Raw genomic sequence first — 19,317 nt, 5'->3', positions numbered from 1 at the left:
CGCTCAGCCGCCGATCGCCGACATCGGACGGTCCGGCTGGATGAAGGACGGGTCGTCCAGGCCCGCGCCCGCCTTCTTGCCCCACATCGCCACCCGCCACAGCCGGGCGATCTCCTCGTCGGGCGCGCCCGAGCGCAGGGCGCCGCGCAGATCGGTCTCCTCGGTGGCGAACAGACAGGTGCGTATCTGGCCGTCGGCGGTCAGCCGGGTGCGGTCGCAGGCCGCGCAGAACGGGCGGGTGACCGAGGCGATCACCCCGACCCGGTACGGGCCGCCGTCCACCAGCCAGCGCTCCGCCGGTGCCGAGCCGCGCTCGCCGGCGTCCTCGGGGGCGAGGTCGAAGCGGGTGCGCAGGGAGGCGAGGATGTCGCCGGCGGTGACCATGCCCTCGCGCTTCCAGCCGTGCTGGGGGTCCAGGGGCATCTGCTCGATGAACCGCAGCTCGTAGTCGTGCTCGATGGCCCAGGCCAGCAGGTCGGGGGCCTCGTCCTCATTGAGCCCCGGCATCAGGACGGTGTTGACCTTGACGGGGGTGAGGCCGGCCGCGCGGGCGGCGAGGAGCCCTTCGAGGACGTCCTTGTGGCGGTCGCGGCGGGTGAGGGTCTTGAAGACGTCGGGGCGCAGGGTGTCCAGGGAGACATTGACCCGGTCCAGGCCCGCCGTTTTCAGGGCGGCGGCGGTGCGGCCGAGGCCGATGCCGTTGGTGGTGAGGGACATCCGCGGGCGCGGGCCGAGGGCCGCGACGCGCTCGACGATGCCGACCAGGCCGGGGCGCAGCAGAGGTTCGCCGCCCGTGAAGCGGACCTCCTCGACGCCGAGCAGGCGCACCGCGATGTCGATGAGGCGGACGATCTCGTCGTCCGTGAGCAGCTGGGGCTTCGCCAGCCACTGCAGGCCCTCCTCAGGCATGCAGTACGTACAGCGCAGATTGCACCGGTCGGTCAGCGAGACCCTCAGGTCGGTGGCCACGCGGCCGTACGTGTCGATGAGCACGTGGGCCCCCTCCCTCGATCATCGGTGTTGTTTCCGTGTCATCTGCGAGCCTACGTGACACCACTGACAGCGGCACCGGCCCGATCGAACGAGGTGTCCGGCGGTCGCGTCGTAGGACCGTACAGGCGGTCGCGTCGTAGGACCGTACAGCTCGGGAGCCGTGCGGCCCCGCCGACGCGGGCCGCCGTACGACGGTCGCGGGAGCGTCAGTAGGCGCCCGTCCCGGTCAGGGAGCGCACCTCCAGTTCCGCGTACTTGCCGGCGTCCGGCACCTCCTTCGACAGCAGGGTTCCCACGGCGCCGAGCAGGAATCCGACGGGGATGGAGATGATCCCGGGGTTCTCCAGCGGGAACCAGTGGAAGTCCGTGCCGGGGAACATCGAGGCCGGGCCGCCGGAGACCACCGGGGAGAACAGCACGAGGCCGACCGCGGTGACCAGGCCCCCGTAGATCGACCACAGGGCGCCGGTGGTGGTGAAGCGCTTCCAGAAGAGGCTGTAGAGGATGGTCGGCAGGTTCGCGGAGGCGGCGACGGCGAAGGCGAGCGCCACCAGTCCGGCCACATTGAGGTCGCGGGCCAGGGCGCCGAGGACGATGGAGACCGCGCCGATACCGACGGTCGCCCAGCGGGCCGCGCCCAGTTCCTGCTTCTCGGTGGCCCGCCCTTTCCTGATGACGTTCGCGTAGATGTCGTGCGCGAAGGAGGAGGACGAGGCGAGGGTGAGGCCGGCGACGACGGCGAGGATGGTGGCGAAGGCGACGGCGGAGATGGTGGCGAGCAGGACGGCGCCCCAGGTGGAGTGGGTCCCGCCGAGGTGCAGGGCGAGCAGCGGGGCCGCGGTGTTGCCCGCCTTGTTGGAGGTGATGATCTCCTGCGGTTTGATCAGCGCGGCGGCGCCGAAGCCGAGGGCGAGGGTCATCAGGTAGAAGACGCCGATCAGGCCGATGGCCCAGAGCACGGACTTACGGGCGACCTTGGCGGTGGGCACCGTGTAGAAGCGGATCAGGATGTGCGGCAGGCCCGCGGTGCCGAGGACCAGGGCGAGGCCCAGGGAGAGGAAGTCCAGCTTGGTGGTGCCGGTGGCGCCGTACTTCAGGCCGGGCCCAAGGAACGACGCGCCCTTGCCGCTGTTGCCGGCGGCCCGGCCGAGCAGGTCCGAGACGTCGAAGTGGAACTTCATGAGGACCAGGAGGGTCAGCAGGAGGGCGCCGGCCATCAGCAGCACCGCCTTGACCATCTGGACCCAGGTGGTGCCCTTCATGCCGCCGATGGTCACGTAGACGATCATCAGGACGCCGACCAGGGCGACGATGCCGACCTTGCCCAGCTCGCTGGTGATGCCGAGGAGCAGGGAGACCAGGACGCCCGCGCCGGCCATCTGGGCGAGCAGATAGAAGATCGACACCACGATGGTGGAGACGCCGGCGGCCGTGCGAACGGGGCGCTGGCGCATCCGGTAGGCGAGCACGTCGCCCATCGTGTAGCGGCCGCTGTTGCGCAGCGGCTCGGCGACCAGGAGCAGCGCGACGAGCCAGGCGACCAGGAAGCCGACGGAGTAGAGGAAGCCGTCGTAGCCGAAGAGGGCGATGGCGCCGGCGATGCCGAGGAAGGACGCGGCGGACATGTAGTCGCCGGAGACGGCGAGGCCGTTCTGGAAGCCGGTGAACTGGCGCCCGCCCGCGTAGAAGTCGGCGGCGTCCTTGGTCTGCCGCCCGGCCCATACGGTGATGGCGAGGGTGGCGGCGACGAAGACGGCGAACAGGGTGACGATCAGCGTCCGGTGCTCGCTCGCCTCGCCGGCGGCCAGCAGGGCGCGGTGGGTCGCGGGGCTCATTCGGCGCCTTCCATGCGGGTCTTGATGGCCTGCGCCTTCGGGTCGAGCTCGGCCGCGGCGTGCCGGGCGTACCACCAGGCGATCAGGAAGGTGGTGAGGAACTGGGCGAGTCCGAGGACCAGGGCGACATTGATGTTGCCCGCGACCTTGGTGCCCATGAACCCGCCGGCGTAGCTGGAGAGCAGCACGTACAGCAGGTACCAGGCGATGAAGGCGACGGTCAGCGGGAAGGCGAACGCGCGGTGGGCGTGGCGCAGTTCGGCGAAGTCCGCGCCGCGCTGCACCTCGGTGAACTCCTCGGTGGTGGGAGTGCGGGGAATGGGGGTCTCCGGGGTGGCGGGGGGTGGTGTCTCGGTGGCCACGGGTTCTCCTCGCGGGTGCGGTCGGGCAGGGCGGCCGGGGGCTCGATGGTGCTGGCACTCCCCGCCCAGGTCCACGGCGCCACGCGACGGCCGATTCAAGTGCTCTCAGTTCTTCCGCAAGCGATCTGATTGAGTCATTGCCAAGTCATTGCCGGTCACAGAGATGACGGGATACGTTCCGCCTGCACCACTCGCCATGCACCTGCCCGAGCACCGATCCGTGTCTCGGGCAGCTTCGTATCGGGATGAAGTGGAGAACCCATGGCTCATCTGCGCACCGGACGCCGGCCGTCGCTCGCCGTGCCTGCCGTGCTCTCGCTGACCGCCTCGCTCGGCTTCCTGCCCGCGGCGGCCTCGGCGGCGGCCGGTCCCGGCCTGTCGTACGTGGTCAACACCCGCACGGACCACCGCACGCTCGCCTCGGTGCGCCGGGAGATCGGCCGCGACGGCGGCACGCTGGTGGCGGGTTACGACCGGATCGGGGTCCTCGTCGCGCACTCCGCGAACCCGGACTTCGCCCGGCTGATGCGCGCGGTGCCCGGGGTGGCCTCGGCCGGAGCCACCCGGCACACCCCGCTGGCCTCCGCGTCCACCACGGATCTGGGCGCGCCGCAGATGCTGGGCGGCGCGCAGGCGGCCGCGGCCGAGGCGGCGGCGACCGGGGACCAGGACCCGCTGGAGCCGTTGCAGTGGGACCTGCCCGCCATCAAGGCGGACCGGGCCCACCAAAGGACGCTGGGCAGCCCGGACGTGACGGTCGGGGTCATCGACACCGGCGTGGACGACACCCACCCGGACATCGCGCCCAACTTCGACCGCGGCGCCTCCGTCAACTGCGTGTCGGGCCGGCCGGACACCACCGACGGCGCCTGGCGGCCCGGCGCCTCGGAGAGCCCGCACGGCACCCATGTGGCGGGCGAGATCGCGGCCGCGCGCAACGGCGTCGGCATGACGGGAGTGGCGCCGGGCGTGCGGGTGGCCGGCATCAAGGTGGCGAACCCGGACGGGTACTTCTACGCCGAGTCCGTGGTCTGCGGCTTCGTCTGGGCGGCCGAGCACCACGTGGACGTGACCAACAACAGCTATTTCACCGACCCCTGGTACTTCAACTGCACCACCGACCCGGACCAGAAGGCGCTGGTGGACGCCGTGGACCGGGCCTCGCGGTACGCACAGCGGCGGGGCACGGTCAACATCGCGGCGGCGGGCAACGAGAGCTACGACCTGGCCGCCGACTCGCTCACCGACCCGCAGTCGCCGAACGACGGCACCGCGTCGGACCGGGTGATCGATCCGCGCCGGTGCTTCGACATCCCGACCCAGCTGCCCGGCGTCGTCACGGTCGCCGCGACCGGCGCCAAGGGGCTCAAGTCGTCGTACTCCAACTACGGCCGGGGGGTCGTCGACATCGCGGCGCCCGGCGGCGACTCGACGGCCTACCAGCCGCCGGCGCCCCCGGCGACCAGCGGCCTCATCCTGGGCACGCTGCCGGGCGGCAAGTGGGGCTACATGGCGGGGACGTCCATGGCGACCCCGCATGTGGCCGGGGTTGCCGCATTGATCAAGTCAACCCATCCGCACGCGTCCGCCGCCCTGGTCACGGCTCTCCTGTACGCGGAGGCGGACGCCACGCCGTGCACGGACCCGTACGACATCAACGGCGACGGCAAGGTCGACGCGGTGTGTCAGGGCCCGGCGAACCGCAATGGTTTCTACGGCAGGGGAATGGCCGACGCCCTCGCCGCCGTGACCTATTAGCGCCGCCGTACGGGCGGGTGCTGCGCCGGGTTCCGGCCACCCGCCCGTACGTCTTGACCGGTCACGCTCGGCTTCCCTCAGGGGTTGATTGAATCAATAGTGCATAGTGCAGTCATGACGGATATCGCGTGCGCATGGACCGCGCTGGGCGGCGACCCCGCCCTGCTCTCCCGGGTGACGGCGGTCGAGCGGCCCGGCACCCTCCCGGCCCGCCTTCCCGTACGGCACCTCGCGCGCGCCTGTGTCGGCGCGTGCGCCCTGGCCGCCGCCGAACTGGGGGCCCGCCGGACCGGGCGCGCCGAGGTGCCCGGGGTCCGGGTCGACGACGGTGCCGTGGCGGCGGCGTTCCACAGCGAGCGGCTGCTGCGGGTGGACGGCCGGGCGCCGGTCTCCTTCGCGCCCCTGTCGCGGTTCTGGCGCACGGCCGACGGCTGGGTGCGCACCCACGCCAACTACCCGCACCACCGGGCCCGGCTGCTGGACGCGCTGGGCCTGCCCGCGGACGCCGCGCCCGAGACCGTGGCCGCCCTGCTCGCCGGACGCACCGCCCTCGGGACCGAGGAGGCGGTGTACGCCGCCGGCGGCCTCGCGGTGGCCCTGCGCACCCCGGACCAGTGGCGGGCGACCGGCCAGGCGGCCGAGGTCGGCGCCCGCCCCCTGGTGGAGCGCGCGGTGCTCGGCACGGCCCCCGCGCGCCCGCTGCAGCCGCTCGACCCGGCCGCCGCCCCGCTGCTGCCCGCCGCCGGGGTGCGCGTCCTGGACCTGACCCGGGTCCTGGCGGGCCCGGTCGCCACCCGCACCCTCGCCCTGCTGGGCGCGGACGTGCTGCGCCTGGACCCGCCCTGGTCGCCCGAACTCCCCGACCAGCACGCCGACACGGACTTCGGCAAGCGCTCCGCGGCCCTGGACCTGGCGGCCGACCGGGACACCGTCGAGGAGCTGCTGGCCGGGGCGGACGTCGTGGTCACCGGCTACCGGCCGGGCGCGCTGGACCGCTTCGGGCTCTCCCCCGAGGCGCTCGCGGAGCGGCATCCCGCACTGGTGGTGGCGCAGGTGTCGGCCTGGGGCGCGTACGGGCCCTGGGGCGGGCGGCGCGGCTTCGACAGCCTGGTGCAGGTCGCCACCGGCATCGCGGCGACCGAGGGATCGGCGGCGGAGCCCGGCGCGCTGCCCGCGCAGGCCCTGGACCACGGCACCGGCTATCTGCTGGCGGCGGCCGTCCTGCGGGCGCTGACCGAGCGGTCGTACGACGGCGCCGGCCGCTCGGTCCGGCTGGCGCTGGCCCGCACCGCGCACTGGCTGACGGACGGGGCACCGTACGGCGCGGGGCCGGGGGCGGACGAGACCCCGGAGACGGACGACGGCGCCCCTGTCGCCCCTGTCGCCCCAGTCGCCCCAGTCCCCCCGGACGCCTGGCTCGCCGAGACCGGCGGTCCTCTCGGCCGGCTGCGGCACGCCCTGTCCCCGGTGAACTTCGCGGGCGGGCCCGCCGATTGGGCCCGCCCTCCGACGCCCTGGGGTTCGGACCGGGCCGTCTGGGAGTGAGCGCGGGTCACCCGGGCGCCGGCGTCCCGGTCCCCTGGACACCGGCCGGACTCACACGCCGGCCGCCCCCAGCAGACTGCCCGCCGCGTACGTGACCGCCATCGCCAGCGCCCCGCCGCCCACATTGCGCAGCACGGCCCGCCGGGGGGCCGCGGCGCCGAGGCGGGCGCTGGTCCAGCCGGTGAGGACGAGCGCGGCGAGCACAAAGAGCACGGTGACCGGCAGCCGCCAGCCGGCCGGGGGCAGCACGATGGCCAGCAGCGGCAGCAGGGCGCCCACGGTGAAGGCCAGGAAGCTCGCCCAGGCCGCGTGCCACGGATTGGTCAGCTCGTCGGGGTCGATGCCCAGCTCCACGCTGGCGTGGGCGCGCAGCGCGTCCCGCTCGGTGAGCTGCTCGGCGGCCTCCCGGGCCACCTCCTCGGAAAGACCGCGCGCCTGGAGCATCTGGGTCAGCTCGCGCAGTTCGGCCTCGGGCCGCTCGCGCAGTTCCCGTTTCTCCACGGCCAGCGCGGCCAGTTCGGAGTCGCGCTGAGTGGAGACGGAGACGTACTCGCCCGCCGCCATGGACATCGATCCGGCGAGCAGTCCGGCGAGGCCCGCGGTGAGCAGCGCGGCGCGGCTCCCGGTCGCCCCGGCCACGCCGACGACGAGGCCCGCGGTGGAGACGATGCCGTCGTTCGCGCCGAGGACGGCGGCGCGCAGCCAGTTCAGCCGCGAGCCGAGCGCGCCGCCGTGGTTCTCCTCGTGCTGGGGTTCCGTCACATCAGGGAGGATCGCACTCCCGGCGGCGCCCGCACCGCTGCGACGCTCCATGGAGCGACAACAGGCCCACGAGGGAGGGCCGTTCGGCGCGCCCGGGGGCCGCGCCGGGGCCCGGGCGGGGCCACCGCCGGGTGACCTGTGGGGCGGAGATGTCGGTGGTGGCCCGTATCCTCAATGACCATGCTCGAAGACCGTGCGACCGCAGTGTCCTCCGCCACCCGGTGGCCGACCGTGTATCCCCAGGGATACGCGGTCGTTGACGTGGAGACCACCGGCCTGGCCCGGCACGACCGGATCATCTCCGCCGCCGTCTACCGGCTGGACGCGCGCGGCGAGGTCGAGGACCACTGGTACACCCTGGTCAACCCGGAGCGCGATCCGGGACCCGTGTGGATACACGGTCTGACGAGCGAGGTGCTTCAGGGCGCGCCGCTGTTCGCGGACATCGCCGAGGAGTTCGCCACCCGTCTGGACGGCCGGGTGCTGGTCGCGCACAACGCGGTCTTCGACTGGCAGATGATCGCGCGGGAGTACGCGCGCGCCGAGCGCCGGGCGCCGGTGCGCCAGCGGCTGTGCACCATCGCGCTGTCGAAGGAGCTGGGGCTGCCGCTGCCCAACCACAAGCTGGAGTCGCTCGCCGCGCACTTCGGCGTGGTGCAGCAGCGGGCGCACCACGCGCTGGACGACGCGCGGGTGCTCGCGGAGGCGTTCCGGCCCAGCCTGCGGGCCGCGGCGGCGGGCGGCGTACGGCTGCCGCTGCTGGAGTGCCGCCCGCTGACGGAGTGGTCGGACGCGCCGGTGCCCCGGCAGCCCTCCCCCGGCTACGGCGGCTACCGCCCCGGCAGTTGGCGCCCCTCCCGCAAAAAGCCCGTATGCCCCTATCCCAACCCGGGCCGCTATGAAGACGGCAAACCTCTCAAACAGGGCATGCGGGTGGCGTTCTCCGGTGACACCTCCACCGAGCGGGAGCTGCTGGAGGACCGGGCGACCGAATGCGGGCTGCACGTGGCGTCCAGCATCTCCCGGCTGACCAGCCTGCTGGTGACCAACGACCCCGACTCGGGCACCTCCAAGACGGTCAAGGCCCGGCAGTTCGGCACGCCGGTCGTGGACGAGGCCGCGTTCGGGCAGCTGCTGCGGGACGTCGAGCCCGCGGACGAGTGAGACGACGGGACACCGGCCTCACGGACGGGTGAGACGACGGGACACCGACCTCACGGACGGGTGATCGTACGAAAGGGTGATTGACGCACGACTCACCCGGCGACCGCTCGCCCGGGCACCCGCGACGGATCACCCTGTGGCCCATGGCGAGATGCGAAGTCTGCGGCAATGACTACGGAATGACCTTCGAGGTCCACGCCCAGGGCGCGGTCCACGTCTTCGACTGCTTCTCCTGTGCGATCCATCGCATGGCCCCGATCTGCGAGCACTGCCGGGTGCAGATCATCGGGCAGGGCGTGGAGGTGGACGGCCACTGGTACTGCGGCGCGCACTGCGCCCGCGCGGAGGGCCGTACGGGGGTCGTCGACCGGGTGTGACGGCCGGCCGGGCGCCACCGGGCGGGACCCGGTACCCGCCGCACCGCACCCCGCGGCCCGGATGTACCGTCGTGGGGTGCATCGCTACCGCTTCCTGTTGTCCCTCCAGTGGGTCATCCTCACCATCGTCGCGATCGCGCTGATCCCGACGATGATCAAGCTGGGTTTCTGGCAGAAGCACCGCTACGAGGAGCGCACCGCGCGCAACGACCTCGTCTCCTCCGCGCTGCACGCCGAGCCGGTCCCCGTGGAGCAGCTGTCCTCCCCCGGACACGCCGTGACCCGGACCGAGAGGTACCGCACCGTCACCGCGACCGGCACCTTCGACACCGCGAAGACGGAAGTGGTCCGGCGCCGGACCAACGACAACGGCGATGTCGGCTACCACGTGCTGACCCCGTTCGTGCTCGCCGACGGCAAGGTGCTGATGGTCAACCGCGGCTGGATCGCCACGGACGCGTCCCAGACCGCCTTCCCGAAGATCCCCGCGCCGCCGGCCGGCCGGACCACCATCAGCGGGCGCCTGATGGCCGACGAGACCACCGCGGCCAGCGGCATCAAGAACCTCAAGGGCCTGCCCGACCGGCAGATCATGCTGATCAACAGCACCGAGGAGGCGCACCGGCTCGGTGTGCCGGTGCTCGGCGGCTACATGGAGCAGACGGCGCCGGCGCCCAGGGGCGGCTCCCCGGAGCAGATCTCCGACCCCGGCACCGAGGACGCCCCGCTGAACTACGCCTACATGATCCAGTGGTGGCTGTTCGCGGCGGCCGTCCCGGTCGGCTGGTGGTTCCTGCTCCGCCGGGAGATCCGGGACCAGGAGGAGGCCGCGGCGGCGCCGCAGCCGCGGGAGGGCGAACCGGCCTCGGTCTGACGGCGCGCGGGACCATCGTTCACTCCCCCGGGTTCACTTCCTCCGGTCTGCTCCCCCGGCTTCCCTCCCTCCGGTTCACTCCCCCGGCGCACCACCTGATTGGCCCTCGGGACCGACGGGAAACCGCATCCCGTGAACGCCCGTGACCGCGCCCGCATCGAGGACTACGCCCTCATCGGCGACGAGCAGACCGCGGCGCTGGTCGGCAGGGACGGCTCGATCGACTGGCTGTGCCTGCCCCGCTTCGACTCCGGCGCCTGCTTCGCCCGGCTGCTGGGCGGGACGGAGCACGGCCACTGGCGGATCGCGCCCGAGGCCGCGGGCGACGAGGGCGCCTGCACCCGCCGGGCCTACCGCCCCGACACCCTCGTCCTGGACACCGAGTGGGACACCCCCGAGGGCACGGTCCGCGTCACCGATCTGATGCCGCAGCGCGAACACGCCCCCGATGTGGTGCGCATCGTGGAGGGCGTCAGCGGCCGGGTCACCGTCCGCGGCACCCTGCGGCTGCGCTTCGACCACGGCTCGATCATCCCGTGGATGCGCCGCTCGGACGGCCACCGGGTGGCGGTCGCGGGCCCCGACTCGGTGTGGCTGCGCTCCGAGCCGCCGGTGCGCACCTGGGGCGAGGACTACTGCACCCACTCCGAGTTCACCGTCGGCGAGGGCGAGCGGGTCGCCTTCGTGCTCACCTGGCACCCCTCCCACCAGCGGCGCCCCCGGCTCGTCGACCCGTACGAGGCCCTGGAGAGCAGCGTCGCCGACTGGCGGCGCTGGGCCCGGCGCTGCCGCTACGCCGGACCGCACCGGGACGCCGTCGTCCGCTCCCTGATCACCCTCAAGGCGCTCACCTACGCCCCGACCGGCGGGATCGTCGCCGCGCCCACCACCTCGCTGCCCGAGCGGCTGGGCGGGGTGCGCAACTGGGACTACCGGTACTGCTGGCTGCGCGACTCCACCCTCGCCCTCGGCGCGCTGCTCACCGCGGGCTACCAGGAGGAGGCCGAGGCATGGCGCAACTGGCTGCTGCGCGCGGTCGCCGGCGACCCCGCCGCGCTCCAGATCATGTACGGCGTCGCGGGCGAGCGGCGCCTGCCGGAGACCGAACTGCCCTGGCTGCCCGGCTTCGCCGGCTCCTCCCCGGTGCGCATCGGCAACGGCGCCGTGCGGCAGCTCCAGCTCGATGTGTACGGCGAGGTGATGGACTCGCTGTCGCTGGCGCGCGGCGCGGGCCTGCCCACCCGGCCGCACATGTGGGCCATCCAGCGGGCGCTGATGGACTTCCTGGCGTCGGCGTGGCGGCAGCCGGACCAGGGCCTGTGGGAGGTGCGCGGCGGGCGCCGTCAGTTCACGCACTCCAAGGTGATGGTGTGGGTGGCCGCCGACCGGGCGGTGCGTACCCTCGAACAGGGCCAGGAGACCAGCGGCGACCTGGCGGGCTGGCGGCGGCTGCGCGCGGAGGTCCACCGGGAGGTCTGCGCGAAGGGCTACGACCCGCGGCGCAACACCTTCACGCAGTACTACGGCTCCCGCGCACTGGACGCCGCCCTGCTGCTCATCCCGCGCGTCGGCTTCCTTCCGCCGGACGACCCCCGGGTGATCGGCACGGTCGACGCCATCCGCGCGGACCTCGGCCACGACGGCTTCCTGCGCCGCTACGACTCCGCGGCGGACGACGCCTCGGTGGTCGACGGACTGCCGGGCGGCGAGGGCGCGTTCCTCGCCTGCTCGTTCTGGCTGGTGGACGCGCTGTATCTGACCGGGCGCCCGCAGGAGGCCCGGGAGCTGTTCGAACGGCTGGTGCGGGTGGCCAACGACGTGGGGCTGCTGGCCGAGGAGTACGACCCCGGCGCGGACCGCCAGCTGGGAAACTTCCCGCAGGCTTTCAGCCATCTCGGCCTGGTGAACTCCGCCCTCACACTGTTCGGGACCGAGGGGGCAGGATAGGGACCATGGATCTTGGACTGAAGGACCGGGTGTACATCGTCACCGGGGCCACCCGCGGCCTCGGCAACGCGGCCGCGCGGCAGCTCGTCGCGGACGGCGCGAAGGTGGTGATCACCGGCCGGGACGAGCAGCGGGCCGCGGCGGCGGCCGCCGAACTGGGCCCGGACGCGGTGGGCGTGGCCATGGACAACGCCGACGAGCAGGCGCCCGAACGGCTGATCGAGACCGCCCGGGAGCGCTTCGGCGGCTTCCACGGGGTGCTGGTGAGCGTGGGCGGGCCGCCGCCCGGTTTCGTCGCCGACAACACCGACGACCAGTGGCGCGCCGCGTTCGAGTCCGTCTTCCTCGGCGCGGTACGGCTCGCCCGCGCGGCGGCGGCCGAGCTGGACGCGGGCGGTGTCATCGGCTTCGTGCTGTCCGGCTCGGTGTACGAGCCGATCCCGGCGCTGACGATCTCCAACGGCCTGCGCCCCGGGCTCGCCGGGTTCGCGAAGTCCCTCGCGGACGAGCTGGGTCCGCGCGGCATCCGGGTGCTGGGCCTGCTGCCGGCCCGGATCGACACGGACCGGGTGCGCGAGCTGGACTCCCTGTCCGCCGACCCCGAGGCCACCCGTGCCGCCAACGAGTCCCGCATCCCGCTGCGCCGCTACGGCGCCCCGGAGGAGTTCGGCAGGGTCGCGGCCTTCCTGCTGTCCCCGGCGGCGTCCTATCTGACCGGGCTCATGGTGCCGGTGGACGGCGGGATGCGGCACGGGTTCTGAGCCGCACCCTCGCGGTCCGTGCCCCTCGGCGTGCGGGCCCCTCGGCGTGCGGGCCCCTCGGCGTGCGGGCCCCTCGGCGTGCGGGCCCCTCGACGTGCGCGCCCCTCGCGCTCCGCGCCGCTCGCCGTCCGTGCCGCTCGCCCGGTCAGGTGACCCGTTCCGCCCGGTGCTTGACCGCGCCGAGGCGGACCTCCGCCGGGAGGGAGGACAGGCCCGCCGACTCACGGGCACGGGCCAGGGGCCCGGTGGTGAAGTCGGCCAGCGCGGTCGAGGGGTCCACCTCGGGCTCCAGCCGCAACAGTGCACCCGCCCTGGGCTTCTTGCGCCGGCCCCGCAGCCGGACTCGGGCATCGGCCACCCCGGTTCCCCTGGCGGCCTCCTCGGCCAGGGCGCTCTCCAGTGCCCCGGCCCGCAGGTCGGCGGCGCCGCCGTCGCCGGTGTCCACGCGGAGGCCGGCGAGGCGGTGCCGACGCAGGATCGCGGTCAGCCACCACAGGGCGCCGAGCACGAGCAGGGCCAGGGCGGCGATGAGCGCCGGCCACCACCAGCCGGCGCCCCGGTAGCGGGTGCGCTCGGCGTGGCTGAGCAGGACGTCGTGCGGGCCGCCGTGGATCCACCAGGAGGGCGGCCGGACGCCGAGGCCGACGGCGAGCACCGCGCCGCCGAGGGCGAGCAGGATCAGTCCGGCCAGGGCGAGCAGGACGCGGTTGAGTCCGCCGGAGCGCATCGCCGTCACCCCTTCCGCGCGGCCCGGGTCACCCGCAGGGCGAGCCGGGGCGTATGGGTCAGCCCGAGGCCGCGGATGGCCTCGGTGAGCGTGGTGTCCAGATCGGCGCGAACGTCGTCCAGTTCGCGGAAGTGCGAGACGGCGTGGACGGCGGCCTTGCGGCGGCGCATCCGTACCCGTACGGACCGTACGCCGGACAGTTCCATGGCGCGGTCGCGCAGCACCTGGGCCGCCGCGTCCCGCTTGAGCGCGGCGCGGACGTCCGGGTGCGGGCGGCGCATCGGCAGCAGGGAGCGGTGTCCCGGGGTGAGCGCGAGGGCGAGCAGCCACAGGCCGAGGGCGACCGCGAGGGCCGCGCCGGCCAGGACCCAGGTGTCGTCCAGGGGCCGTTCGGCCAGCTGGCGGGCGAGGGTGCGGCGCCAGCGCATCGCGGGCCGGTGGGCGCGTACCGCGACGATGTCGTAGAGCAGCAGGCCCGCGCCGGCCAGCAGCAGGACGGCGACGATGCCCGCGGGGACGCGGCGCGGCGCCCAGAAGCGGCCGCTGCCGCCCGCGTCGGCGGGGGCGTCGGTGGCCTGGTCGAGGGTGGGGGCGTCCGGCCCGCTCATCGGGTCCTCCCGCCCGTGGCCGCCGGCGGGTGCAGCCGCTCCACCTGGACGGCGACCTCGGCGACCCGCATGTTCACCAGCGCGCCCACCCGCTCGGTGACCCGGCGGCGCACGGCGGCGCAGCGGGCGCCGATGTCGCAGGGGTAGCCGAGTTCGAGAAAGACGCGGATCCGGGCGGTGTCGCGGTGGACGGCCACCGCGGCGTGGGGTGCCCCGGCGTCGGCGGGCGGCGGGCCCACCGCCTCGCGGGCGGCCTGTGCGGCGATCTTCTCCACCACCCGGTCGGCGATCCGGGTGGCGCCCCGCTCCCCGGGCGGCACCCGGGCCGGCGGGTGTCCTACCGCTCCCGTCCCGGTGGTCACGGCGCTCACCGCCGCCGGTCGCGGCCGCGGAAGAAGTCACCGGGGGGCAGGTCGCCCTCGGCGAACCGGCCGACCACGAACCCGACGGCGCCCAGCGCCGCCACCAGCACAAACGCGCCGAACCCGCCGAAGTACCCGGCGAACCCCAGCGCCATTCCGGCAATCATGCCGATCATGGCCGTGCTCATCAGCGCTCCTCAGTTCATCACGTGCGGGGGTCCGGCGCGGGCCCGGTCACTGGATCCGGGGCTCCGGCTCGTCCTCCTCCTCGTCGGGCAGCTGGACGTCGCTGACCGCGATGTTGACCTCGACGACCTCCAGACCGGTCATCCGCTCCACCGCGGCGACCACGTTCTCGCGCACATCACCGGCGACATCGCCGATGGAGACGCCGTAGTCCACCACGATCTCCAGATCGAGCGCGGCCTGCACCTCGCCGACCTCGGCCTTCACACCGCGGGTCACCGATTTGGAGCCGCCGGGCACCCGGTCGCGCACCGCGCCCAGGGTGCGGGCGAAGCCACCGCCCATCGCGTACACACCGATCACGTCCCGGGCGGCCATCCCGGCGATCTTCTCCACCACGCCGTCGGCGATGGTGGTCCGTCCCCGGGTGGCGGCAGCCCCGCCGCCACGCCGGACGGCCTTCCGGGTCGACGTGTGCGGCTCGCCGCCGCCTTCGGGGGTCGTCGTCATGTCGGTCATCGCCGTACGTCCTTTTCGGTCGTCGTCCTGAAACCACCGTAAGCAAGGTTGCGCGACCGCGCGCCGGGGATGGGGCAGGCTGGAGGAATGACGGACGCGTGGACCCAGGTCGTACGACATCAGGTGGGACTCGGCAGGCTGCTGCCGTTGGGCGGGCCGGGTGACGGAGCGTGGATCGCGGAGGACGCCGCGGGGGCGGCCCTGCGCGTCGCGGTGGCGGACGGGATGCCCGGGGTGCGCCTGGGCGCGCTGCGGATCGGGCTCGCCGACCCGCGGGCAGCGGCCGAGCCCGTGGTGCCGGCCCCGCCGAGCGCGCTGCCGCCGGGCGCCCTGCGGGTGACGGCGGACTGCGCGGCGACCTCCGTGGAACCGCTGCCGGCCACGGCGGAGCGGCTGCGGGAGCTGCTCGCGACGGCGGCGGCCGAACGCCTCGGCCTGGTGGTGGCGGAGGTCGATCTGCGGATCACGGATCTGCTGGAGCCGGACGGGCGGCTCGTGGAGGTACGGCCGCCCCAGCCGCCGGCGGCCCGGGACGAGACGTCCCTGTCCGGGCTGCGCGCGGCCGAGGCGGCGCGCGCGGTGCCGGGAGTCGTTCGGCTGACCGGACCGGGCCGGGCGGTGCGCATCGAGGAGCGGGCGGACGGCACGGCCGAGCTGGTCCACCGCCATGTGCGGGTGGACCTGGCGGCCGACGCGGCCCACCGGACCGTGGAGGTGGCCCGGCGGGTGCGCGCGGCCGTACGGGACGCGCTGGAGGACAGGCCGACGGTGGCCGTCCTGGTCACCTCGGTGGGCTAGCGCCTCTCGTCCGGGTCATGCCGGGCGGATTCATTCGCCGATGCCGGCCAGGTCGCGCAGACGGCGTGCCTGGGCCGCGCGCTCGGCGGAGCGCTGTTCGTCGTACGAACGGCCGGCTGCACCGCCGAGCAGGGCCTTGGTCTCGACCACGGCGTCCCGCGGCGCGGCCACCAGCGCGGCGGTCAGGTCGCGTACGGCGCCGTCGAGTTCGTCCCCGGCGACGGCCAGGTTCGCCAGGCCCGAGGCCACCGACTCCTGCGCGCCGACGAACCGCCCGGTCACGCAGATCTCCAGCGCGCGGGCATACCCGACCAGGCCGACCAGCGGATGCGTGCCGGCCAGGTCGGGAACGATGCCGAGGCTGGTCTCGCGCATGGCGAACTGCACATCGTCGGCGACGATCCGCAGGTCGCAGGCGAGCGCCAGCTGGAACCCGGCACCGATGGCATGTCCTTGTACGGCGGCGACGGACACGATGTCATTGCGTCGCCACCAGGTGAACGCCTCCTGGAATTCGGCGATGGTCGCGTCGAGCCCGGCGTCGTCACGACGCGCGATATCGGTGAAGGTCGGCTCGCCCGGGATCCCCTCCGGGGTGAACATCTGACGGTCCAGCCCGGCGGAGAAGGACTTGCCCTCGCCGCGCAGCACCACGACACGGACGGAGCCCGGCAGCAGCCGGCCGGCCTCGGCGAGCGCCCGCCACAGGGCGGGGCTCTGTGCGTTGCGCTTGGCCGGATTCGTCAGCGTCACCGTGGCGATCGCGTCGTCGACGGTGAGCCGTACGCCGTCCTTGTCGAGTACAGGAGCGAGGTCCTTGTCGGGCGTGGCCATGGGGCGCCTCCGATGGGTGCGGTCAGCGAAGCGAAGCTAAGTGACTGCACAGTAACCACCCGGCCGGTCGGTACGCCGACCGGGTGGCCACCATCGAAGCCGATGGGCCGCCCGGAGTCAGGACGTCGCGGCCTTCTTGCCCCGGGTCGCTCCGCCACGCCCTCGCAGCGTGACGCCCGACTCGCTGAGCATCCGGTGGACGAAGCCATACGAGCGGCCGGTCTCTTCGGCCAGTGCCCGGATGCTCGCACCGGAGTCGTACTTCTTCTTCAGGTCTGCCGCGAGCTTGTCGCGCGCGGCGCCGGTCACCCGGCTGCCCTTCTTCAGAGTCTCGGCCACCCGTGCCTCCTCATGGGAAGTGCGCTCTGGTCTCCTCATGATCACCCCTCCGGGGCGTGATGGCCACCCATTCGGCAAGGTCGATGGGACATCGTTGTGACGACAGGAGCGGGTCCCCACAAGAGGAACGCCGGATTCCAGCCCTCTCCGTCGACAGGGCCGAACGGGTGGGCCCGCGAAGTACCAGGTCAGAGACGCGACACGGCCGACCCCTTGCTGGACAAGGAATCGGCCGGGAAATCGGTGTACGACACACCCTGGTATGAGGAGATCTCACACAGATGGCGGATCACGGCTCGGCCGAATGATCCATACTCAGTGGATCAGGCTTTCGATCACGCCAGGGCGACGAGATCCGCGTAGTCGGAGCCCCACAGGTCCTCGACGCCGTCGGGCAGCAGGATGATCCGCTCGGGCTGGAGCGCCTCCACGGCGCCCTCGTCGTGGGTGACGAGGACGACCGCGCCCTTGTAGGTGCGCAGCGCGCCGAGGATCTCCTCGCGGCTGGCCGGGTCGAGGTTGTTGGTCGGCTCGTCCAGCAGCAGCACATTGGCGGAGGAGACCACCAGCGTCGCGAGCGCGAGCCGGGTCTTCTCGCCGCCGGACAGGACGCCCGCAGGCTTGTCCACGTCGTCGCCGGAGAACAGGAACGAGCCGAGCACCTTGCGGACCTCGACCAGGTCCATGTCCGGGGCGGCCGAGCGCATGTTCTCCAGGACCGTGCGCCCGGGGTCGAGGGTCTCGTGCTCCTGCGCGTAGTAGCCGAGCTTGAGCCCGTGCCCGGGGACGACCTCGCCGGTGTCGGGCTGCTCGGCACCGCCGAGCAGGCGCAGCAGGGTCGTCTTGCCCGCGCCGTTCAGGCCGAGGATGACGACCCGGGAGCCCTTGTCGATCGCGAGGTCGACGTCGGTGAAGATCTCCAGCGAGCCGTACGACTTCGACAGGCCCTCGGCCATCAGCGGGGTCTTGCCGCAGGGCGCGGGCTCGGGGAAGCGGAGCTTGGCGACCTTGTCGGACTGGCGGACCGCCTCCAGACCGGAGAGCAGCTTGTCGGCGCGGCGGGCCATGTTCTGCGCGGCGACCGTCTTGGTGGCCTTGGCGCGCATCTTGTCGGCCTGCGCGTTCAGGACGGCGGCCTTCTTCTCGGCGTTGGCCCGCTCGCGCTTGCGGCGCTTCTCGTCGGCCTCGCGCTGCTGCTGGTAGAGCTTCCAGCCCATGTTGTAGACGTCGATGTTCGAGCGGTTGGCGTCCAGGTAGAACACCTTGTTGACGACCGTCTCGACCAGGTCGACATCGTGGGAGATCACGATGAAGCCGCCGCGGTAGGTCTTCAGGTAGTCCCGCAGCCAGATGATCGAGTCGGCGTCGAGGTGGTTGGTCGGCTCGTCCAGGAGCAGGGTGTCGGCGTCCGAGAACAGGATCCGGGCCAGCTCGATACGCCGGCGCTGACCGCCGGAGAGGGTGTGCAGCGGCTGGCCGAGCACCCGGTCGGGCAGGTTCAGCGCGGCGGCGATGGTGGCGGCCTCGGCCTCGGCGGCGTACCCGCCCTTGGTGAGGAACTCGGTCTCCTGGCGCTCGTACTGCTTCATCGCCTTGGCGCGGGTGGCGCCCGTGCCGTTGGCGATCCGCTGCTCGTTCTCGCGCATCTTGCGCAGCAGCGTGTCCAGGCCGCGCGCGGACAGGACGCGGTCGCGGGCGAGGACGTCCAGGTCGCCGGTGCGGGGGTCCTGCGGGAGGTAGCCGACCTCGCCGGAGCGGGTGATGGTGCCGGCCGCGGGGATGCCCTCGCCGGCCAGGCACTTGGTGAGGGTGGTCTTGCCCGCGCCGTTGCGGCCGACCAGGCCGATGCGGTCACCCTTGGCGACCCGGAAGGTGGCGTTCTCGATGAGGATGCGGGCGCCGGCGCGCAGCTCGATTCCGGTGGCGGAGATCACGGACAGGCTCCTGGGCGTACAGAGGTTGGCGGGTGGGCGGCTGAGGACGTTCCCGCCGTCTAATGCGCGAGGAGAATGGCCATGGGAAGAAGTCTAACGGGGCGGTGCAAGCCGTTTTCCCGCCTCAGCGCCCCGGGGCCGCATCCAGGGGCGGCGGGCCGGGGAGAACTTCCCGGGAGCCCCGGGAGGAGTGATCCGCATGGCATCGATGGGTTCGCTGGGTGGGGGACGGCCGGGAATCTGTCCCACGCTGCTGTACACGGACGCGAAGGCGGCGATCCGGCAGCTCACGCAGGGCCTCGGTTTCACCGAGCTGACCGTGTACGAGGCGGCCGACGGCAAGGTGCTGCACGCCGAGCTGGTCCAGGGCAACGGCGCGGTGATGATCGCCTCCAAGGGCCGCGGCGGACCCTTCGAGGCGGCGATGCGGGACGCGGGGCCCGCCGGGATCTACGTCGTGGTGGACGACGTGGACACCCATCACCGGCGGGCCGCGGCGCACGGCGTGGAGATCCTCATGCCCCCGACGGACCAGGACTACGGCTCGCGGGACTATCTGGCCCGGGACGTCGAGGGCAACATCTGGAGCTTCGGGACGTACGCGCCGGAGATCGGCGTCTGAGCCGCCCCGG

General features: G+C 73.3%; 21 protein-coding genes. 9 read left to right on the top strand and 12 right to left on the bottom strand.

Going from position 1 to position 19,317, the window contains the following annotated elements; all coding sequences use genetic code 11:
- Window positions 1-3: 3 nt before the first annotated feature.
- From moaA to GHR20_RS27700, 3 genes are all read right to left on the bottom strand, one after another.
- Entirely contained in the window at window positions 4-993 is a 990-nt protein-coding gene (gene moaA, locus GHR20_RS27710) for a GTP 3',8-cyclase MoaA (RefSeq protein ID WP_153814717.1), read from the bottom strand.
- 206 nt (window positions 994-1,199) lie between these two features.
- Window positions 1,200-2,828, bottom strand: coding sequence for a cation acetate symporter (locus tag GHR20_RS27705; protein ID WP_148027214.1), 1,629 nt, complete (start codon window positions 2,826-2,828; stop codon window positions 1,200-1,202).
- On the bottom strand, window positions 2,825-3,190 hold the full coding sequence (locus GHR20_RS27700; protein ID WP_148027215.1) for a DUF485 domain-containing protein: 366 nt from the start codon (window positions 3,188-3,190) through the stop codon (window positions 2,825-2,827). Before GHR20_RS27700 ends, GHR20_RS27705 begins: the two co-directional genes overlap by 4 nt.
- A 261-nt stretch (window positions 3,191-3,451) precedes the next feature.
- Here GHR20_RS27700 and GHR20_RS27690 point away from each other — a divergent pair, with 261 nt between their 5' ends.
- Window positions 3,452-4,948: a S8 family serine peptidase gene (locus GHR20_RS27690; RefSeq protein ID WP_153814715.1), complete on the top strand. Its 1,497-nt coding sequence runs from the start codon at window positions 3,452-3,454 to the stop codon at window positions 4,946-4,948.
- A gap of 114 nt (window positions 4,949-5,062) precedes the next feature.
- A complete protein-coding gene (locus tag GHR20_RS27685) occupies window positions 5,063-6,493 on the top strand; it encodes a CoA transferase (RefSeq protein WP_153814714.1) in 1,431 nt (476 codons plus the stop codon).
- A 51-nt stretch (window positions 6,494-6,544) separates the two neighbouring features.
- Here the strand turns inward: GHR20_RS27685 and GHR20_RS27680 are convergent, their stop codons facing one another.
- The gene (locus GHR20_RS27680) at window positions 6,545-7,255 is read right to left on the bottom strand and encodes a VIT family protein (protein WP_111586430.1); all 711 of its coding nucleotides are present in this window, start codon (window positions 7,253-7,255) and stop codon (window positions 6,545-6,547) included.
- A 180-nt stretch (window positions 7,256-7,435) separates the two neighbouring features.
- On the opposite strand from GHR20_RS27680, the gene GHR20_RS27675 reads away from it, so the two are divergent.
- From GHR20_RS27675 to GHR20_RS27655, 5 genes are all read left to right on the top strand, one after another.
- Complete coding sequence (locus GHR20_RS27675; RefSeq protein ID WP_153814713.1) at window positions 7,436-8,419, top strand: DEDDh family exonuclease; 984 nt, start codon at window positions 7,436-7,438, stop codon at window positions 8,417-8,419.
- Window positions 8,420-8,562: 143 nt separating this feature from the next.
- Window positions 8,563-8,796: a hypothetical protein gene (locus GHR20_RS27670; RefSeq protein ID WP_111586429.1), complete on the top strand. Its 234-nt coding sequence runs from the start codon at window positions 8,563-8,565 to the stop codon at window positions 8,794-8,796.
- Between the two features lie 61 nt (window positions 8,797-8,857).
- Window positions 8,858-9,670 (top strand): SURF1 family protein, encoded by an 813-nt coding sequence (locus tag GHR20_RS27665; protein ID WP_194859006.1) that lies wholly within the window; start codon window positions 8,858-8,860, stop codon window positions 9,668-9,670.
- Between the two features lie 132 nt (window positions 9,671-9,802).
- A complete protein-coding gene (locus GHR20_RS27660) occupies window positions 9,803-11,617 on the top strand; it encodes a glycoside hydrolase family 15 protein (protein WP_153814711.1) in 1,815 nt (604 codons plus the stop codon).
- A 5-nt stretch (window positions 11,618-11,622) separates the two neighbouring features.
- A complete protein-coding gene (locus GHR20_RS27655; protein ID WP_111586426.1) occupies window positions 11,623-12,378 on the top strand; it encodes an SDR family oxidoreductase in 756 nt (251 codons plus the stop codon).
- Between the two features lie 145 nt (window positions 12,379-12,523).
- Here the strand turns inward: GHR20_RS27655 and amaP are convergent, their stop codons facing one another.
- From amaP to GHR20_RS27630, 5 genes are read right to left on the bottom strand one after another with little or no spacing between them, the layout of a single operon-like run.
- Complete coding sequence (amaP, locus tag GHR20_RS27650; protein WP_153814710.1) at window positions 12,524-13,105, bottom strand: alkaline shock response membrane anchor protein AmaP; 582 nt, start codon at window positions 13,103-13,105, stop codon at window positions 12,524-12,526.
- A gap of 5 nt (window positions 13,106-13,110) precedes the next feature.
- A complete protein-coding gene (locus tag GHR20_RS27645) occupies window positions 13,111-13,713 on the bottom strand; it encodes a DUF6286 domain-containing protein (protein WP_243878142.1) in 603 nt (200 codons plus the stop codon).
- Complete coding sequence (locus tag GHR20_RS27640; protein ID WP_153814709.1) at window positions 13,710-14,084, bottom strand: Asp23/Gls24 family envelope stress response protein; 375 nt, start codon at window positions 14,082-14,084, stop codon at window positions 13,710-13,712. Before GHR20_RS27640 ends, GHR20_RS27645 begins: the two co-directional genes overlap by 4 nt.
- Complete coding sequence (locus tag GHR20_RS27635; RefSeq protein WP_111586424.1) at window positions 14,081-14,263, bottom strand: hypothetical protein; 183 nt, start codon at window positions 14,261-14,263, stop codon at window positions 14,081-14,083. The genes GHR20_RS27640 and GHR20_RS27635 overlap by 4 nt, the downstream gene beginning before the upstream one ends.
- Window positions 14,264-14,309: 46 nt before the next feature.
- Window positions 14,310-14,780 (bottom strand): Asp23/Gls24 family envelope stress response protein, encoded by a 471-nt coding sequence (locus GHR20_RS27630; RefSeq protein ID WP_111586423.1) that lies wholly within the window; start codon window positions 14,778-14,780, stop codon window positions 14,310-14,312.
- Window positions 14,781-14,867: 87 nt separating this feature from the next.
- Between GHR20_RS27630 and GHR20_RS27625 the strand changes: the two genes are divergently transcribed.
- Window positions 14,868-15,578: a nucleopolyhedrovirus P10 family protein gene (locus GHR20_RS27625; protein ID WP_153814708.1), complete on the top strand. Its 711-nt coding sequence runs from the start codon at window positions 14,868-14,870 to the stop codon at window positions 15,576-15,578.
- 30 nt (window positions 15,579-15,608) lie between these two features.
- Here GHR20_RS27625 and GHR20_RS27620 read toward each other — a convergent pair whose 3' ends face one another.
- The 3 genes from GHR20_RS27620 to GHR20_RS27610 all read right to left on the bottom strand — a co-directional run bounded on the left by GHR20_RS27620 (window position 15,609) and on the right by GHR20_RS27610 (window position 18,685).
- Entirely contained in the window at window positions 15,609-16,412 is an 804-nt protein-coding gene (locus tag GHR20_RS27620; protein WP_153814707.1) for an enoyl-CoA hydratase/isomerase family protein, read from the bottom strand.
- A gap of 117 nt (window positions 16,413-16,529) precedes the next feature.
- Window positions 16,530-16,751, bottom strand: coding sequence for a helix-turn-helix domain-containing protein (locus GHR20_RS27615; protein ID WP_010355597.1), 222 nt, complete (start codon window positions 16,749-16,751; stop codon window positions 16,530-16,532).
- 335 nt (window positions 16,752-17,086) lie between these two features.
- Window positions 17,087-18,685 carry an ABC-F family ATP-binding cassette domain-containing protein gene (locus GHR20_RS27610; RefSeq protein ID WP_148027225.1) on the bottom strand — a complete coding sequence of 533 codons (1,599 nt, stop codon included), beginning with the start codon at window positions 18,683-18,685 and terminating at the stop codon, window positions 17,087-17,089.
- A 208-nt stretch (window positions 18,686-18,893) separates the two neighbouring features.
- Here GHR20_RS27610 and GHR20_RS27605 point away from each other — a divergent pair, with 208 nt between their 5' ends.
- On the top strand, window positions 18,894-19,307 hold the full coding sequence (locus GHR20_RS27605) for a VOC family protein (RefSeq protein WP_148027432.1): 414 nt from the start codon (window positions 18,894-18,896) through the stop codon (window positions 19,305-19,307).
- The last annotated feature ends 10 nt before the right edge of the window (window positions 19,308-19,317 follow it).

The organism is Streptomyces sp. SUK 48 (assembly GCF_009650765.1).
Classification (GTDB): Bacteria; Actinomycetota; Actinomycetes; order Streptomycetales; family Streptomycetaceae; genus Streptomyces.
This window is presented reverse-complemented; position numbering and strand designations above follow the sequence as displayed.

Excerpts from the sequence above, each read along its gene's own strand:
- GHR20_RS27705 (WP_148027214.1), bottom strand. The coding sequence starts at position 2,828 with ATGAGCCCCGCGACCCACCGCGCCCTGCTGGCCGCCGGCGAGGCGAGC.
- GHR20_RS27690 (WP_153814715.1), top strand. The coding sequence starts at position 3,452 with ATGGCTCATCTGCGCACCGGACGCCGGCCGTCGCTCGCCGTGCCTGCC.
- GHR20_RS27685 (WP_153814714.1), top strand. The coding sequence starts at position 5,063 with ATGACGGATATCGCGTGCGCATGGACCGCGCTGGGCGGCGACCCCGCC.
- GHR20_RS27675 (WP_153814713.1), top strand. The coding sequence starts at position 7,436 with ATGCTCGAAGACCGTGCGACCGCAGTGTCCTCCGCCACCCGGTGGCCG.
- GHR20_RS27670 (WP_111586429.1), top strand. The coding sequence starts at position 8,563 with ATGGCGAGATGCGAAGTCTGCGGCAATGACTACGGAATGACCTTCGAG.
- GHR20_RS27665 (WP_194859006.1), top strand. The coding sequence starts at position 8,858 with ATGTACCGTCGTGGGGTGCATCGCTACCGCTTCCTGTTGTCCCTCCAG.
- GHR20_RS27655 (WP_111586426.1), top strand. The coding sequence starts at position 11,623 with ATGGATCTTGGACTGAAGGACCGGGTGTACATCGTCACCGGGGCCACC.
- amaP (WP_153814710.1), bottom strand. The coding sequence starts at position 13,105 with ATGCGCTCCGGCGGACTCAACCGCGTCCTGCTCGCCCTGGCCGGACTG.
- GHR20_RS27645 (WP_243878142.1), bottom strand. The coding sequence starts at position 13,713 with ATGAGCGGGCCGGACGCCCCCACCCTCGACCAGGCCACCGACGCCCCC.
- GHR20_RS27635 (WP_111586424.1), bottom strand. The coding sequence starts at position 14,263 with ATGAGCACGGCCATGATCGGCATGATTGCCGGAATGGCGCTGGGGTTC.
- GHR20_RS27630 (WP_111586423.1), bottom strand. The coding sequence starts at position 14,780 with ATGACCGACATGACGACGACCCCCGAAGGCGGCGGCGAGCCGCACACG.
- GHR20_RS27625 (WP_153814708.1), top strand. The coding sequence starts at position 14,868 with ATGACGGACGCGTGGACCCAGGTCGTACGACATCAGGTGGGACTCGGC.
- GHR20_RS27620 (WP_153814707.1), bottom strand. The coding sequence starts at position 16,412 with ATGGCCACGCCCGACAAGGACCTCGCTCCTGTACTCGACAAGGACGGC.
- GHR20_RS27605 (WP_148027432.1), top strand. The coding sequence starts at position 18,894 with ATGGGTTCGCTGGGTGGGGGACGGCCGGGAATCTGTCCCACGCTGCTG.